Annotated in this window: 20 protein-coding genes; 9 read left to right on the top strand and 11 right to left on the bottom strand. The window is 36.9% G+C overall.

What is annotated here, in order from left to right; all coding sequences use genetic code 11:
* Nucleotide 1: 1 nt before the first annotated feature.
* The 5 genes from HYV86_03045 to HYV86_03065 all read left to right on the top strand — a co-directional run bounded on the left by HYV86_03045 (nt 2) and on the right by HYV86_03065 (nt 3,471).
* On the top strand, nt 2–967 hold the full coding sequence (locus HYV86_03045; protein ID MBI2572810.1) for an FAD:protein FMN transferase: 966 nt from the start codon (nt 2–4) through the stop codon (nt 965–967).
* 20 nt (nt 968–987) lie between these two features.
* Nucleotides 988–1,845 carry a ferric reductase-like transmembrane domain-containing protein gene (locus tag HYV86_03050; GenBank protein ID MBI2572811.1) on the top strand — a complete coding sequence of 286 codons (858 nt, stop codon included), beginning with the start codon at nt 988–990 and terminating at the stop codon, nt 1,843–1,845.
* Nucleotides 1,842–2,261, top strand: coding sequence for a hypothetical protein (locus HYV86_03055; GenBank protein MBI2572812.1), 420 nt, complete (start codon nt 1,842–1,844; stop codon nt 2,259–2,261). Before HYV86_03050 ends, HYV86_03055 begins: the two co-directional genes overlap by 4 nt.
* A 134-nt stretch (nt 2,262–2,395) precedes the next feature.
* Nucleotides 2,396–2,716 carry a hypothetical protein gene (locus HYV86_03060; protein ID MBI2572813.1) on the top strand — a complete coding sequence of 107 codons (321 nt, stop codon included), beginning with the start codon at nt 2,396–2,398 and terminating at the stop codon, nt 2,714–2,716.
* 167 nt (nt 2,717–2,883) lie between these two features.
* On the top strand, nt 2,884–3,471 hold the full coding sequence (locus HYV86_03065; protein ID MBI2572814.1) for a 3'-5' exonuclease: 588 nt from the start codon (nt 2,884–2,886) through the stop codon (nt 3,469–3,471).
* Between the two features lie 10 nt (nt 3,472–3,481).
* On the opposite strand, the gene HYV86_03070 is transcribed toward HYV86_03065, so the two are convergent.
* Nucleotides 3,482–4,015, bottom strand: coding sequence for a hypothetical protein (locus HYV86_03070; protein MBI2572815.1), 534 nt, complete (start codon nt 4,013–4,015; stop codon nt 3,482–3,484).
* A 96-nt stretch (nt 4,016–4,111) separates the two neighbouring features.
* Here HYV86_03070 and HYV86_03075 point away from each other — a divergent pair, with 96 nt between their 5' ends.
* Genes HYV86_03075 through HYV86_03085 form a run of 3 tightly spaced genes read left to right on the top strand, consistent with a single transcriptional unit; the run spans nt 4,112 to nt 5,671 of the window.
* Nucleotides 4,112–4,480 (top strand): DUF1801 domain-containing protein, encoded by a 369-nt coding sequence (locus HYV86_03075; GenBank protein ID MBI2572816.1) that lies wholly within the window; start codon nt 4,112–4,114, stop codon nt 4,478–4,480.
* Nucleotides 4,477–5,073, top strand: coding sequence for an HAD-IA family hydrolase (locus HYV86_03080; GenBank protein ID MBI2572817.1), 597 nt, complete (start codon nt 4,477–4,479; stop codon nt 5,071–5,073). The genes HYV86_03075 and HYV86_03080 overlap by 4 nt, the downstream gene beginning before the upstream one ends.
* 37 nt (nt 5,074–5,110) lie before the next feature.
* The gene (locus HYV86_03085; GenBank protein ID MBI2572818.1) at nt 5,111–5,671 is read left to right on the top strand and encodes a hypothetical protein; all 561 of its coding nucleotides are present in this window, start codon (nt 5,111–5,113) and stop codon (nt 5,669–5,671) included.
* Nucleotides 5,672–5,698: 27 nt separating this feature from the next.
* Here HYV86_03085 and HYV86_03090 read toward each other — a convergent pair whose 3' ends face one another.
* The 3 genes from HYV86_03090 to HYV86_03100 are packed head-to-tail and all read right to left on the bottom strand — an operon-like array spanning nt 5,699 to nt 7,814.
* Nucleotides 5,699–6,823 (bottom strand): LamG domain-containing protein, encoded by a 1,125-nt coding sequence (locus tag HYV86_03090; GenBank protein MBI2572819.1) that lies wholly within the window; start codon nt 6,821–6,823, stop codon nt 5,699–5,701.
* Nucleotides 6,824–6,868: 45 nt separating this feature from the next.
* Nucleotides 6,869–7,144, bottom strand: a complete 276-nt coding sequence (locus tag HYV86_03095; protein MBI2572820.1) for a hypothetical protein — start codon at nt 7,142–7,144, stop codon at nt 6,869–6,871.
* On the bottom strand, nt 7,119–7,814 hold the full coding sequence (locus tag HYV86_03100) for a hypothetical protein (protein MBI2572821.1): 696 nt from the start codon (nt 7,812–7,814) through the stop codon (nt 7,119–7,121). Before HYV86_03100 ends, HYV86_03095 begins: the two co-directional genes overlap by 26 nt.
* Nucleotides 7,815–7,924: 110 nt before the next feature.
* Here HYV86_03100 and HYV86_03105 point away from each other — a divergent pair, with 110 nt between their 5' ends.
* A complete protein-coding gene (locus tag HYV86_03105) occupies nt 7,925–8,065 on the top strand; it encodes a hypothetical protein (protein MBI2572822.1) in 141 nt (46 codons plus the stop codon).
* Between the two features lie 8 nt (nt 8,066–8,073).
* Here the strand turns inward: HYV86_03105 and HYV86_03110 are convergent, their stop codons facing one another.
* The 7 genes from HYV86_03110 to HYV86_03140 all read right to left on the bottom strand — a co-directional run bounded on the left by HYV86_03110 (nt 8,074) and on the right by HYV86_03140 (nt 15,093).
* The gene (locus HYV86_03110) at nt 8,074–8,646 is read right to left on the bottom strand and encodes a hypothetical protein (GenBank protein MBI2572823.1); all 573 of its coding nucleotides are present in this window, start codon (nt 8,644–8,646) and stop codon (nt 8,074–8,076) included.
* A gap of 162 nt (nt 8,647–8,808) precedes the next feature.
* Nucleotides 8,809–8,985, bottom strand: a complete 177-nt coding sequence (locus HYV86_03115) for a hypothetical protein (protein ID MBI2572824.1) — start codon at nt 8,983–8,985, stop codon at nt 8,809–8,811.
* Nucleotides 8,975–10,453 carry an SAM-dependent DNA methyltransferase gene (locus tag HYV86_03120; protein MBI2572825.1) on the bottom strand — a complete coding sequence of 493 codons (1,479 nt, stop codon included), beginning with the start codon at nt 10,451–10,453 and terminating at the stop codon, nt 8,975–8,977. Before HYV86_03120 ends, HYV86_03115 begins: the two co-directional genes overlap by 11 nt.
* 13 nt (nt 10,454–10,466) lie before the next feature.
* Nucleotides 10,467–10,670 (bottom strand): hypothetical protein, encoded by a 204-nt coding sequence (locus HYV86_03125; GenBank protein ID MBI2572826.1) that lies wholly within the window; start codon nt 10,668–10,670, stop codon nt 10,467–10,469.
* Nucleotides 10,671–10,680: 10 nt separating this feature from the next.
* On the bottom strand, nt 10,681–11,148 hold the full coding sequence (locus HYV86_03130) for a hypothetical protein (protein ID MBI2572827.1): 468 nt from the start codon (nt 11,146–11,148) through the stop codon (nt 10,681–10,683).
* Nucleotides 11,141–12,304, bottom strand: coding sequence for a restriction endonuclease subunit S (locus HYV86_03135; protein MBI2572828.1), 1,164 nt, complete (start codon nt 12,302–12,304; stop codon nt 11,141–11,143). Before HYV86_03135 ends, HYV86_03130 begins: the two co-directional genes overlap by 8 nt.
* A 2-nt stretch (nt 12,305–12,306) precedes the next feature.
* Nucleotides 12,307–15,093, bottom strand: a complete 2,787-nt coding sequence (locus tag HYV86_03140; protein ID MBI2572829.1) for a DEAD/DEAH box helicase family protein — start codon at nt 15,091–15,093, stop codon at nt 12,307–12,309.
* Nucleotides 15,094–15,096: the final 3 nt, after the last annotated feature.

The raw sequence follows: 15,096 nt of genomic DNA on the forward strand, positions 1-15,096 counted from the left end.
CATGAAAACGACTTGCCCTATGACCACAGAAACAAATAACGGAGTTTCAAAAAATATCCCCTTAGTCGGAGCAACAATCCAGATTATTCTCTATGATTTAGATCCCCAGATTATTGACACATTCTGGGATGACTTTGTCAATGAAGCAAAACGGTTAGAACAGATCTTTAATTTTTATGATCCCAAAAGTGAACTTTCATTACTCAATAATCAAAGACAAAAGATATGTTCAAAAGAACTAATCACAGTAATTAAAACCGCACTAGAATACTCTCACAAAACCAACGGAGCGTACGATGTCAGTAAAGGTCTTGCCTTTCTTGACCGAAAGCAAGGAAAAACACCTCGCATATTGCACTGTTCATACAAGGATATTAAACTTGAAAATAGTAATAGTAGTAAAAATAATAATGATTATGATGATAATAACAATAGTAATAAAATCACTCTTCTTCATCCAGACGTCCAGATTGATTTAGGCAGTATTGCCAAGGGCTACATTGTGGATAAGTTAGTTGAATTTCTTCAAGAGATGGGAATTGAGAACGGATTTATTGATGCCCGCGGAGATATGCGCGGATTTGGCAACCACAAAGAGAAAATAGAAATACAACACCCTCGAAAACAAGAAGAAATCATTGGAACTTTCATTCTACAAAACGCCGCTGTTGCCACCTCCGGAGATTATCATCAATTTCACCTAGATTACACACAAAGCCACATTATTGGAAAACGAAATATTGCCAGCGCCACCATTGTATGTTCAACCGCCATGCACGCCGATGTTCTTGCAACCTGCGCAATGGTCTGTGATCAAAAGACAACACAAAGACTACTTGCTGATGCTATAGCACAAGGATTACTTGTAACAGCCAATCTAGAACAAGTCTCTCTAGAAGGAATGCCTCTAACATCAAACCAAACCATCTCTAATAATCAAATAAACACAATCTCAGTTGCTACATAAAAAAACATACGGAAAAAACCATGAACATCAAAACAATAATGTTAATCATACTAGGAATCATGACAACAGGCAGTTTTATCTACCTCACAAATCAAATCCAAGACACATATTACATTTGGTTAGTAACAAGAGTTGTTGGATTGATATCATTTCTCCTGCTCTTTCTCACTGTGCTCATCGGCGAAGCACGAGTAATGACACAAATCAAAGCAAATTTTACTCTCTTTCGCTTTCACGTTCCTTTTGCTATAGGATCAATGTTCTTAGTCCTGTTACATGGCATCGCCGCACTCACAGATAATTTCAAGTGGGGAAAAGGGCTCTCGTGGGTACAATACCTCGGATTTAGTTTCTCTGACAAATGGGTAACATTGCTCTCACTAGGAACACTGTCATTTTATTTGATACTAATTGTAGGAATAACCTCCAATAAACGAATGATCCAAACGATGGGATATAAAACTTGGAAACGAGTTCATTATCTAAGCTATATTTCATTCATCTTAGGGTTTGTGCACGCATTCTTTCTAGGAACCGATTTTAAAACTGGTCCTTTAGCATGGCTCATCTCGCCTTTGTACACAATTCTCTTCTTAATCATCATGAGTTTACTGCTTGCACGCATTATTAGTAAGACACGATTAGTAGAACAACAACGCGATATTACCGTTGCTGCGGTGTTTTGTATTATCCTTGTTCTGGGTGCTGCATTTTTAGTACATAGTGTAACGCAAAAACGAGAAATACTCAACACAGCATTACAACAGGAATCGATTGATTTCAATGTATTAGAAGAACAAATACGTACTATACAACAGCAAAATATCGACCTTGCGTCACAGATTCAGGATGTTCATACCCAGAGGATGCAATCATGAACCGTAGCACTGCCTGGATAGGATTATGTGTTTGCATAACTTTACTCTATGTGTTAGGTGCAATCTATATTGAAAAATCATACACTTTAGAACAAAATGCCATCCTTGAACAAAAAAATACCGTGTTAGTACGTAAGAATCAACTTGAAACAGAATTATCCAAAGCAAGAGAACTGCAATCAAGACTTAAAGAACGTCTAGAGGAAGAAGAAACAGCCCTGCAACAAGAATTAGAACGACGTGAAGCGCAACAGTCCGCAGCTATTGCAGCACAACTTGCCCAAGAACGTGAAGCAGCGCAACAACGATTAATTCAACAACAACTCGAAGCGCAACGAGCCGCAGAGGCAGCAAGACAAGCAGAAATTCAGCGACAACTTGACGCACAACAAGCTCGAAGAACCAGAGCTTCATGAGTCAAAGTGATGAGTAATTTATGAGGATATAATGACTGGTTAAATACTCTAAAAGATATTTTTAAGCAATATAAAAGGGATTCAGGAGATAACCTGGGGAGTCACTTCATAATAGAACACATACTCAAAAAGAGATGGCAACATACAACTTAAATTTGGTAAGAAGAGATATAGATCAATTAAATGGGCTTTTTGGAAGTTCACCATATAGTGTTCGATTAGATACAAGAAGAAAATACCTCGTCGGTGAAAGGAGCCAACTTAGTGTAGTAGCATTGCATATCTATAAAGAACCTTGGACATTTATGGGGTATGATTTAAACCAAGTAACGGTATTTCATGGATTAATGGACGATTTCCCATTAGATATGCAAGCAGATATCAAAACTCGCATGGGAAAAGTCGCAGCCCTTGATGATGTTGTGAAATGGACCAAACCACGAGTTAAGATGTAATTGACCATATAGGCCTGAGTAGTATTTTTTACAGCGGCATTAGTAAAATCGTTGTTTTGTGATTATTGCCAATAGGTATTGACAACTATATTTTCAAGACGACAAATACTTTCACTACACGCCAGGTCAAACACAAGATTATAAACCCTGCTTTCCGCATTTGCTCCATGTATACGGTGGTAGATATTGAGACAACAGGTCTTTCCAAGAACTTTCATCGCATTACAGAAATCGCCGCTGCAAAAATTCGCAACGGCCAAATTGTTGATTCATATCAGACGTTAATTAATCCTCAAACCCCCATCCCTGCGTTTATTACCCAGCTTACGGGGATTAACAATAAAATGGTGCAAAATGCTCCCACGATTAGTAATGTCATTCCTGCTTTTACTGATTTTTTAGGTAAAGACGTCTTTGTTGCACATAACGCCGCATTTGATTTTGGCTTTCTCGAACACAACAGCCGTATGCATGGTTTTGAATTGCAAAACAGTCGTGTTTGTACCCGCAAACTTGCCAACCGCTTGTTTCCCGAACTACCCCGTAAAAGACTAAGTGATTTATGTTCTCATCTTAACATCACTAACGTCCAAGCGCACCGAGCCATGGGCGACGTACAAGCAACAGCATTAGTGTTTAACAATATGCTCTCAATATTGCACCAAAAAGGGATTTCTAATGTTGATGATATCTTAAAGTTTGAACGAAGTGCAAGCAAGAAGAGTGTAACTCCTTATAGTTTACTTGGAGATTGAGTAATAATTATTATTTCTTTGTAGGTTTATGCTTAAAATGAAACAGAATCAATGCGATGATGAGTACAGCTACCCCCATTAATGAAATTCGCAAAATAGGATGTAGTCCTTCAGGTCGATTTTGAGAAGGTAAGGTGTTTGTTCCTAAAGCGTCAACATCTTGCTGTGCCCGTGATAATAATGCAGTTCTAGTACATAAACCGGTTGCGAGATCGCCATCTTGATTATAATCATACGTATAGACAATATACTCCTGACCAAGTTCAAATAAATACCCACAACTGGCACTATCCTGTGCGGTCTTCACAATAGTTGTTTGAGTAATATCTCCTTTCCACACTTGTGAGACTTCGAATGTCACTTTAATAGGATCAGTAGAACTTAATGGGAGAATAGGAGGTTGAATTTCAATAACTTTTCCTACAAATACTGCTGTTGCTTGGTCCAATGATTCTTGAGGGGAGCCCGGTTGAATACAAGAACAAGCTAACGCTATGGATGAAGTCACAAGAATACAGAATAGATAGAGCAATGTCTTCACCATTTCAGAAGGGAGGTTAAGAGAGTATTAAAATGTGTTGGTGGATAAAAACACAGACTAACCACACCATTTATATTTGTCATTACATTCTTTTTATTCATGAAAGCTGGTCCTATTCCCAAAACCATTGATGAATATCTCAAACCACTTGCACCAGAAGTCAAAACGACATTACAGAAACTACGCAAAACCATCAAAGCTGCTGCACCAAAAGCAGAAGAAGGTATTAGCTACCAAATGCCTTGCTATAAATATTATGGACAGTTAGTATACTTCGCCGCATTTAAGAACCATTGCAGTCTCTTTGCAGGTAGAAAATTACTCACCACCCTAAGTAAAGAGCTAGAAAAATTTGATGTTAAAGGAAGTACGATTCATTTCACACCAGAAAAACCATTGCCAGCAGTATTGGTGACCAAAATTGTAAAATTGAGAATGAAAGAGAATGAGGCGAGGAGTAAGAAGTGATAAAGGGAATTATTTTCGATCTGTGGGAAACTCTTGCTACAAAAAATATTGGTATTTCTAAAACTCTTCGAGATCATTTTAAGATTGAAAAAACTGATGATTTTCTTGAAAGATATGAACGCGCAATTCAATTAAAAGCATGGAAGACACCAGAAGAAATGGCCATCAACTTTCTTAACTCATTTAATCTGCCAAAAACAACAGCAAATATACGTTTTGTCGAAGAAACATTGCAGAAGGGTATTGACAACGCTACGTTATTTGAGGGTATGGATAAATTGCTGAAGAATTTAAAGAAAAAGTATAAATTAGGTTTATTGTCCAATACAACCATCTTTGAATCAACAGTTCCTCAAGCATTAGGTATTGAAAAAATCTTTGACGCAAAAATTTATTCCTGGCAACTACACTCACTCAAACCATCTAAGAAAAATTTTGATGAAGTGTGTAAAATGTTAGGTCTTAAAGCGTCTGAATGTGTATTTATTGATGATGGGGAGAGGAATGTTAAAGCTGCTGCGTCGTATGGGTTTAAAACAATTCGATATCAGAATATTGAACAATTAAAGAAAGAATTAGTTACTTTAAAGTGACAATATATTTATAAAATAATTCTCTTTTTTTCCAGATATGGTTATTGTTGATTCATCAATATTTTCACAACGTCCCAACCTAAATGACAGAGTGCGATATTATAGCGGCATTGCCCAAGTTAGTTTTTGTGAGGGGTATGATCCTAAAACTAAAACATTCGACAAAAAAAGAGTTACTCGTACAACGAGTACGGATAGTACCTGGATGCACATACCATTAAAAGTTGTAGAAAGAGATAGTAAATGGGTTGATTTTGGATATTGGTTTGCTAACCACGTATTTCATTATGGCACAACGATCAATGATGCTGCCTATACCGCTGCTGAAATTCTACGCTGGGATCCGACATATCTCCCCTGGTGGCCCGAAGGAAAAAAAGATGAACCCGGAGACCCATTAGTATTTTCAGGAACAATTGAATGGGGAAAATTACGTAACAATGGTTTATTCTCTACCCTTAGCATTGTAGAAGTAGACCGATTATACAAAGTAACAATTCCGGAGGGGAGCCTTCCTCGTTATCGCACAGATTGGGTAGAAGGATCAAGCAGGAACTTCCCTAGAACAAAAATTGAGAATATATCACATTTACTTTAAAACCAAAAGAAGAAGGGCCGATTCCAACTATTCTCGCTGATATCGATTGTAACACAGCGCACAGCCAAGAACGACGAGAATACCCAAGAAACCTAGTGAACCCCACTCAGGGATATCAGCTAATAAACCAATGATTACACTACGTTGTGCGGATTCTTGCGTGTTTGTGGTATTCTCTGCAAAAATCTTATAGATGTATGTTCCATTCGCAAGACCAGCAGTCGTATTCTTGGATTGATTCACATAGAGCTGCCAGGTCATGGTGTTAATTTTGCGTAGATTTGAAACGTACTGTTGATAAATCTCCGAGGAATCTAAGGTGCGATTCCACATTCTCAACTCATCGATTGTCCCATTAAAATGGAGAGTCGAATATCTCCCAATGGTTAGGTTGATCGTTTCCGTTGTTGCTCCAGCACTTCCCGTCCAGCCCGAACTCTGTGCATAGATTCCATCAAGATACATGTACATCCCAGAGGTATTAACGCTCACAACAACCTGCGTCCATCTTCCTAACGAAATCGAAGGACAGCTTACAGCACCAACACCCTGAGTCTGCGCAATGGCAACATAATTGGAATTATCTCGTAAATACCAGGAACAAATTGCTGGAGTATTATCCAGCATGATTTGAAACCCATTCCACGATGCAGGTGTATATTTGTTAATTACTCCTGTGCTATCGGGCGCAGTATTCGTTTTAAACCAAATACTCACCGTAAATGGAAGACTCTTAGTAATAGGCATATCGTTGACGGTAATCCGATCATCAATTCCATCCAGCTCATACCCACCATTATACCTCCCCAGAGAAATAAATCGAGCTCCACCTTGTGGTGCAGCATTATTTGATCGACCAGTCATATCAACAATAGAGAAATCATTTTCGCCTAACGCAGAGATGTTATCAAAACTGTAGAACAAATAAAGAGAAGTATTATACATAGTAAAATTAGAATTATTCCACGAATAAATTAACGAAGAGAGAGCCGGTAACGTAATGCTTGCGTTGACCAGAATAGAAGTATTTGTCGTAGCACTCCCATCGGAAATTGTTGGATTGACAAAATCGACCGAAGCGAGAACAGTGCTTGAGAAGAATAGAGAAATAAGAACAATAATAGTTACTACCTGACCTCTTTTCCACGACATCAGGTCTGAGAAGAGCTCAGAGGTTTATAACTCTTACTTTTAGGATTAGAACCCAAAACTCTTCTCGAACTGACGCATTTCCCGCAGCTTCTCGGCAAACTTCGACCCTTTATCTGTAATCAAAAAATATTGATTTTCCTTCTCCGACATCACTTTTTCAACAAGCTCTTTCTCCAACAACTCTTCTAAATAAGAGCTTAATTGCTCATGAGACAAGTTTGCTTTGTACATGATGTGAGTCGGTTTCATCCGCCCACCCTTCGCCTGAATTGCGCTAAGCATATCACAGACAATATCAGTGCGAGATCGTTTTGCGGCCATAAGATCGTACCATAATAATAGAGATAAGTAAGAGGATGTATCCAATCAATTGAATACCCTCAGCGATGGGATACAAGATGTTATTGATTTCTAAAAAGATAAACAAGAGTTGACTCAGCGCAATAATGCTAAAACTCCAAAAAATCATCTTACCCAGTTTATCCTTTTGTGCTGTATGATAATAATGAATGATAATAAATGTAAGTAAGAGTAGTGAAATAAGATGAAAGATAAAGTAGGTATTGTGAGTGAAATAAACTGTGATGAAGAGCAATAACGTAGTGAGAATAATACTCGCCATTGGCTGTTTCTTATAGTAGAGTAAAAAGAGTACATACAGTCCTAACAAAGTGAGTAAGTGATACAATAATGTAGTTGTAAAGAGAAACGACTCAGATGTGCGTACACCATGATAGAGATAGGTATAGACGCCAACCGTTTTAGTTGCCCAAATATGTTGGTATAGATTAAAATTAGTAAAGATCTTAGCTAAGAATGAAAGCGAAAGCAAGCCTGTCGCAATGGCAAACCAGAGATAGTCTCGTTTTTGATTAGAACACCGATAATAGCGAAACGCAACAATACACAGCAGCGTGAGCACTGCCGCACTCACAATATCAATAACCAGATCTGGACCAGAGAACCAGCCTGGCGTAAAGCTTGCTGACATAGTATACTTGGGCTTTTAGCCTCTTATAAAGCTTGTGATGTTAGTTTCTGTTGGTTCATTGGATTGGGTATTTAAGGGTGGGAAGGTGATGTGAGTGTTGGTGATTAGACATGATAGATGAACAACAATATGAAATGTTTAGAAATGGCTTAGAGCAAGAAGACGTAAATTATTTAGAATTTTTAGAAATGAAAGAAGAAAGGAGGAGGCATTGGGACCGAAATAAGCTCGCGGTTGGAGTGATAAGTTAATATTTCATTTAGCCTAAAGTGGCATTAGAACGCACATGAATAATTAGATTATCTTTTGTGCAGAATTCCATCTCATCGTAAGTAATAGCACAAAAAGTCAAATAATAATCTCCTTCTTTAGAAGGAGTTTTTAACTGGAAAACACCTCGCATTAGTTCAAATTTTCCAGGCTGAATTTCCATATAAGGTTGGAAATGATTTTGTAAATTATTCGTAATAATGGGAATCTCAGGCCTATTAATTTTTGGTTCTTCATATTTCTGCTCTGAAGCTTTGTCGGTCCACTCAGTGGGGAAATAGATTTTAACGTCTTTCACACCAATAGGTTTAGCAGATGGATTGTGTATTACTATCGCATTAAAATTAAAAGGATCATTAGGCTTCCCAATAAATTCATGCTGCCCGATGAAGTCAACTAATAATCTTTCTTCTAATGAATGTTCATATTGGATTGTTTTCAAATCATAATAATGAGTGCTAGGCACAGTAATCAAAGCAGTTATTAAAACTGTTATTAGAGCAACGAACAATGGATGCTTAACTACTTGTTTCCAATTAGTTTTACCAAGCGTATCAGCCATAATTTATTAAAGAAAATGACAGATATTAAGCTTTTCGCCGATATCGAAACGTCTTAACATAAAAAGATAAAGTCTACCTGCCGCACTTAGAGATGAAAGAAAGCAGACGTAAGCATTGGGACAATCGGTGGTTTGAAAGGGGAATGGTGGAGGGGTAGAAATTTAGATTTTATTTGCTCTTCTTTTTGAGAATTGAGTGAAAGAAATTATTGCAAAAATGATTACTAACAGAATAAGATAAGCAAGAATTCTTTCATCTAATGAAGGATGGTCTAAAGCCATTGAGCCAAATTTTGTAGAAAATGCAATTGCTTGACCAGTTATGCCGTTATCGATCATTTAAATCACTTGATATCTCTCTCAACTGTTCCAACGCATTCTCTAAATCCTCAACTAATTCGCTTGCGATAACGTTTGGTTCAGGCAAACTATCTAAGTCATCTAAACTTTCATCTTTAATCCAAAAAATGTCAAGATTAGTCTTGTCTCGTTTTATGATCTCTTCATAATCAAAGCATCGCCATCGTCCATCAAGATTTTTTTCTGAATAAGTCTCTTTACGTTGATGCCTGTTTTCTACATTGTAACATGTGATGAAATCACGTAAAATTTCAAAAGTAAGAGGATTCTCTTTGAGAGTCACATAAGTGTTTGTTCTAAAGTCATAGATCCACACTTTAGAAGTATGTGCTTTGTTCGATGCTGCTTTCTTATCAAAAAATAGAACGTTCGCTTTCACACCTTGTGCATAGAATATCCCAGTTGGAAGTCGTAAAATAGTGTGCAAATCGCAGGTCTCCATAAGTTTTTTTCGAATGGTTTCACCTGCACCGCCTTCAAATAATACATTATCAGGTAAAACTATTGCTGCCCTTCCATTAATTTTGAGGATGCTTTTAACGTGCTGTAAAAAATTAAGCTGTTTGTTATTTGTTTTAGCCCAAAAATCATCTCTGAGTATAGTAAGGTCTTTCTTATCAGCTGTTCCTTCTTCTGTTACAATCTTTTCAGAAGATTTTTTACCGAACGGAGGATTGGTAAGTACCATATCATAAATCGCGCCAGGGTTGACTTTTAATGAGTCATTGGGATTTATGGGGTTCTCTTCACTGTTGACACCATGCAAATACAGATTCATAACACATAAACGTGCAGCCATCGCTACAATCTCATTGCCTGAGAAAGTATTTTGTTTTAGTTCTTGCTTCTGGTCTCTGTTGAGATTGTAATTTTTTGAAATGAAATTATATGCAGATAGAAGAAATCCACCCGTACCACACGCTGGATCGTGAATTTTGTTACCTGGTTCTGGTTTCATTACTTCAACCATGGCGTTGATTAATGGTCTCGGTGTAAAATATTGTCCTGCTCCGCCTTTTACATCCGCTGCGTTTTTCTCTAACAGACCTTCATAAGCGTCCCCTTTCACATCTGCTTCTAAACTGAGCCAGGTCTCTTTGTTGATAAGCTCAACAATGAGTTTTTTGAGTTTCGCAGGATCCTGAATACGATTTTGGGCCTTTTTGAAAATAACACCAATGATTCCATCTTCTTTTCCTAGCTCTGTTAAGATTTTAATATATTGGACTTCGAGTTCTGCACCATCTTTAGTAAGTAAAGATTGCCAATTTAGATTTTTAGGAATATCTGACTTCTTATTATATGGTGGGTTAGACCTCTCATCATCCATCTTTAAGAAGAGAAGGAAGGTCAATTGCTCAACATAATCCCCGTAAGATAGACCATCATCTCGTAGAATATCGCAATAGTTCCATAATTTTTGGACAAGTTGTTTTGAATCAGTCATTTTTGGGTGCCACTTACAGATTGCGATATCTGCCATGAGTTACGTTATGTTCGAAAATTGCTTGTTCCATGAGTCTTAAAATAATAGTGAAAATTACCCCACCTATAAAAAACAATAGGGCGCCAGAATTATTTCCGCTAACGAGAACCCATGCCGTGCTTAAAATCGTAGCTACGGGTAGAGTCAACTGTGTTATTCTAAATATGGGATCAATCATGTTTTATCCTCTATTCTTTTTTGTTCTGAAATCTTTTCTTGATTGCTTCAAATAGGCCCTTTCTCAATTCAAAGTTAAAAACTGTCCAATCTAATAATGCGAAGAGCCCTATTGAAAAAGTAATTGCTAAAGATATACTCAGTATTATTGTAAATGAAAAATAATTTTGAATATAATTATTGTTATTCTCATAAATAGTGATTACATTTTGGTTTACTTGCCTAATTGCTCCAGTTAATTCGATAATATCATTCTTTGTGAGCATGGTGCTGTTGAGTTCTTCGTAGTTTTTCTGGCATATTGCTAACTGTTCTGATAAGTTTTTACTTAGCTCAATCGCAGCTTGATCAACTACGATTGTGGGTTCAGGAGTTGACAAATCTGCAAGCTTCCAGAGTATGGGAATCATAGCTATTAAAAAAATTATAGCTACAAATGCTTCAACTATTCCCCCAACATTCTGTCCTTTCTTATTCATTTTTCACCAACTTTCCCTCAAACGCAGATTTTAGGATGGATTTGCGCAATAGTTCTGTTTTAATTAATGCTGAATCTACTGATTGCTCAAGTTTGTCGATGATTGAGAAGCGAGATTCAATTAATTCTAACGTACTTTTTTGGACTTCTTTATCTACAATGGGTATTTTGATAGAATTTAAGACTGTTTGAGATACATAAGGTTGACCGGTACCTCCTGCTAATGAATTTAGATTTTTTGACCTGAAATAATACATATAAAAACCTAGTATTTTATCTTTAGATACCTCCAAAGAAAAAATGGCATTATCTGTGATCCAAGATTTTGAAGGAGCGATATGGACATTTCCACAATGAGCTCCCACTCTACCAATAACCAACGATTCTGTTTCGGTTAGATATTTTTGATGATAACTGTTAATCCCATTACCTCCAAAAACAGGATATACCCCCTCTTTAATCTGTTTCTGAGTAAGACCCTTTCCATTAGACCAGCTAAAGAAATTCTTTGATTCTTCATACTTCCATTTCTTTTCAAATGCGGACCCCAACACACTCTTCCTATAAACCCCTAACTTCTCTTTCACATTTTTCAAATCTTTAACCGCGGTATCAAGACGAGTGAATTGTTTTTCGATTTCATCAACAATTTGTTGTTGTTCTTTAATAGGAGGATTTGGAAGAGGGATTCTTGCGATATCTCTAGATGATAAATGTTTAACAGTAACTGCAGAAGTCGCATTATGTATCGCTTGCAAATAACCAGGCATTAAATAATATAAGAATTTTTTATTAAACTTTTTTTCATTAACCGTAATTTTACAAACTCGTTGATTCAGTAAAGCATCCTCGCCTTGCCAAATGGCAATATCGAAATCCCCATCCATCCCTATTAAAATATCTCCATTTATAACCACATATTCTTTTAGATAATCCCCATTAAAATAGGTGTTACTCACGCTATCTTTTATATCTCTAATTCTGATTAAAGGCATCCCCTTACTTTTATCAGTTGTGAATTGACTGGACTTAAAAGCGAATCCATTTAAAATTTCAGCAACTTCAGAGATGGGAATTCTAAGCCAGTCATCTTTTTTAGATAGGAGATTTCTTTCATTTTTTTTAACTATCTCTTGTACACTAATGGACAAAGCCATCCCTAAACCCCCAACTCGCTATTCAACTCTTCAAGAATCTTATCAAATGATTTTCCAAACACCGTATACGCTTTTCCGAGCCCGCCTAATTGAACAAACGGAGCGTCATCAAAATCATCAGGAGTAATTTCCACCGAATCAGCAATATGCTGCTTAATCTTCTCAAGCCAGTTTAGTTGTTCTTGACTAAAACTAACTCCAGAAGCAATCTTTTTACCCAACCACGAACTAAATTTCTTATCCACACTATCACTAAACGGCTCTAATACTTCTACCTTTTCAATCTCATACTTTAACAAAGAAATAAAATCTGCAATTTTCTCTTTCTGAGACTTTCCATGCACCTTTCCATCTTCCAGTTGGTTATACGCTTGCCATAGTTTAGATGTCGTTAACCCATATGGAGAGCCCATAACGACATCGGCCATTTCTTTTAAGTCGTCCCAATGTAATCGACCCTTGTTGTAAAATACTTGAATAGCAGTTAGTTCTTTTTTGTTGTCAGAAATGAATTTTTTAAAAGAGGTTATGACCGACTTCGCTTTTTCTTTAGCCATAGGAGAATATCCTGCTTCCTCTACTACATCTATGGAAACATCATCGACTATTTGTTCAACTTCCTCTTTTATTTCAGGGAGTCGTTCCATGAGTTTAGCGTTTCCAATGAATGGCTGTAACGCGAGAATCATCCGTTTTTGTGCTACTTCATCCAACTCTTTTTTCTTCGGTGCATACTCTTTGTATAAACTGCCATCACCAAATTCTTTTTGAGCCTGTTCAAAGATCTGATCTTCATCAATAGCATCAACAAATGCAGAAGCAAAATCAGACAAAGCAAAGCCTGAAGTAATTTTCTCAATCTCCTCTAACTGTTTCTCTGTTAATTTTTTCTGTAGCCGAGATAATCGTGAAGCCATAGAAGATAAATTCTCAATTTTAGGTTTACCATATCGTAACGCTTTCAATAATTTGGGAAAAGAGACCGTAGGGTTTTGATCCATCTGCCTGGTCTCATTTAACTCTTCACTCTCACAAACTCCAACTGCATCAATGATCACAAAGCGTTCTTTTGCCATCGCATCTGGTGTAACCGCTTTGAAATCATCATTTTTCATGACACGAACGCCACGGCCTTTCATCTGTTCAAAATAATTTCTACTTTTGACAGAGCGCATAAAGAAAACGATCTCTAATGGTTTGACGTCTGTCCCTGTTGCAATCATGTCAACGGTAACAGCTATTCTAGGGTTGAAATCATTTCTAAATGATCGAAGTAACGCATCCGTATCTCCCTCTGTCTTATAGGTTATTTTTTGTGCAAACTCATTTCCTTCATTAAATTCTTCACGGATAATTTGGACAATTTCTTCTGCATGTGCATCATCTTTGGCAAAAATCAATGTTTTTGGAACATGTTTTCGTCCTGGAAAAATTTCAGTTCGTACTTTATCCCTAAAAGTTCTAATAACTGTTCTTATTTGATCTTTAGAAACTACTTTTCTGTCCAGTTCTGATTCATTATATTTAACATCATCATCTAACGTTTCCCAACGTTTTCTTCTTGTCCTCATATCTCTTTTTAGAATAGTTTCTCCTTTTGGAATAAGAGAACCTTCTTTGGTAATTTTCGTTCGTATTCGATATACATCAAAATCAACGTTTACTTGATCTGCAACTGCTTGTGCATGACCATATTCCATTACCAGATTTTTATCAAAGAATCCGATAGTGCCTTTTGAGGGTGTTGCCGTCAATCCAATCAAAAAACCGTCAAAATAATCCAAAACTTGTTTCCATAGATTGTATATTGAGCGATGACACTCATCAACTATGATGAAATCAAATGTTTCTGGAGGAAGCATTTTGTTATATTCTAATGGAATCGGTTCAAACGAGTAATCATCTTCAAACCCAGATCTCTCTTCATTAATCTCTTCAAACTTCTTTTCTCCACGAAGCATAGAGTAAACTCTCTGGATGGTAGAAATACACACTTTATCAGAGTCCAGAATTGCATTTGATTCCAACCTGTGAACGTTGTACAACTCAGTAAACTTTCTTCCGTCTTGGGGTACTGTAAATGTCTCAAATTCTAACTCTGTTTGGACTCCAAGATTTCCCCTATCAACTAGAAAGAGAATTCGTTTTGCTTTTGCGTTTTTTATAAGCCTGTGACAGATATTTACTGCTGTGAATGTCTTTCCAGACCCCGTTGCCATTTGAATTAACGCTTTAGGTTTGGCTCCAGCAAATGACTTTTCCAAGTTAAGAACCGCTGTTTCTTGTGCTGGCCATAATTTCTTATTTTCTAATGCAGGAAATTGAGTTAACCGTTTTCGTAATGTATTTTTTCCTTCAACAATCCATTTTTCCAAGGTTTCAGGTTTATGAAATGCGAACACTTCTCTGCTTCTTGGTTTTGGATCCCATAGATTGGTAAAACGAGTCTCCGTCCCTGTAGATTCATAAACAAATGGAAGAGGCATTTCTACACATTGAAAATCTTCTGGAAACTTCTGAGCGTATCTATTAGATTGAGCTTCTTTACCTATTAGGGTCATCCCCTCTTTTTTAGCTTCAATGACGCCACATGCCTTTCCATCAACAAATAAAACATAATCTGCTTCACCTACTCCTTTGCCTAACTGAAAGAACTCAACAGCAACTCCTTTAGAGGCATAGATATTCGCAGTTTTAAAGTGTTCAACCTTCCAACCACATTTTGTGAGCAAAGGATTAATTAAATCGTGTCTCGCTTTGTCCTCTGGTTTTTGGCTGTAATTTTCCATGTT

It is taken from the genome of Candidatus Woesearchaeota archaeon, from assembly GCA_016188115.1.
Classification (GTDB): domain Archaea; phylum Nanobdellota; class Nanobdellia; order Woesearchaeales; family GW2011-AR9; genus JACPIK01.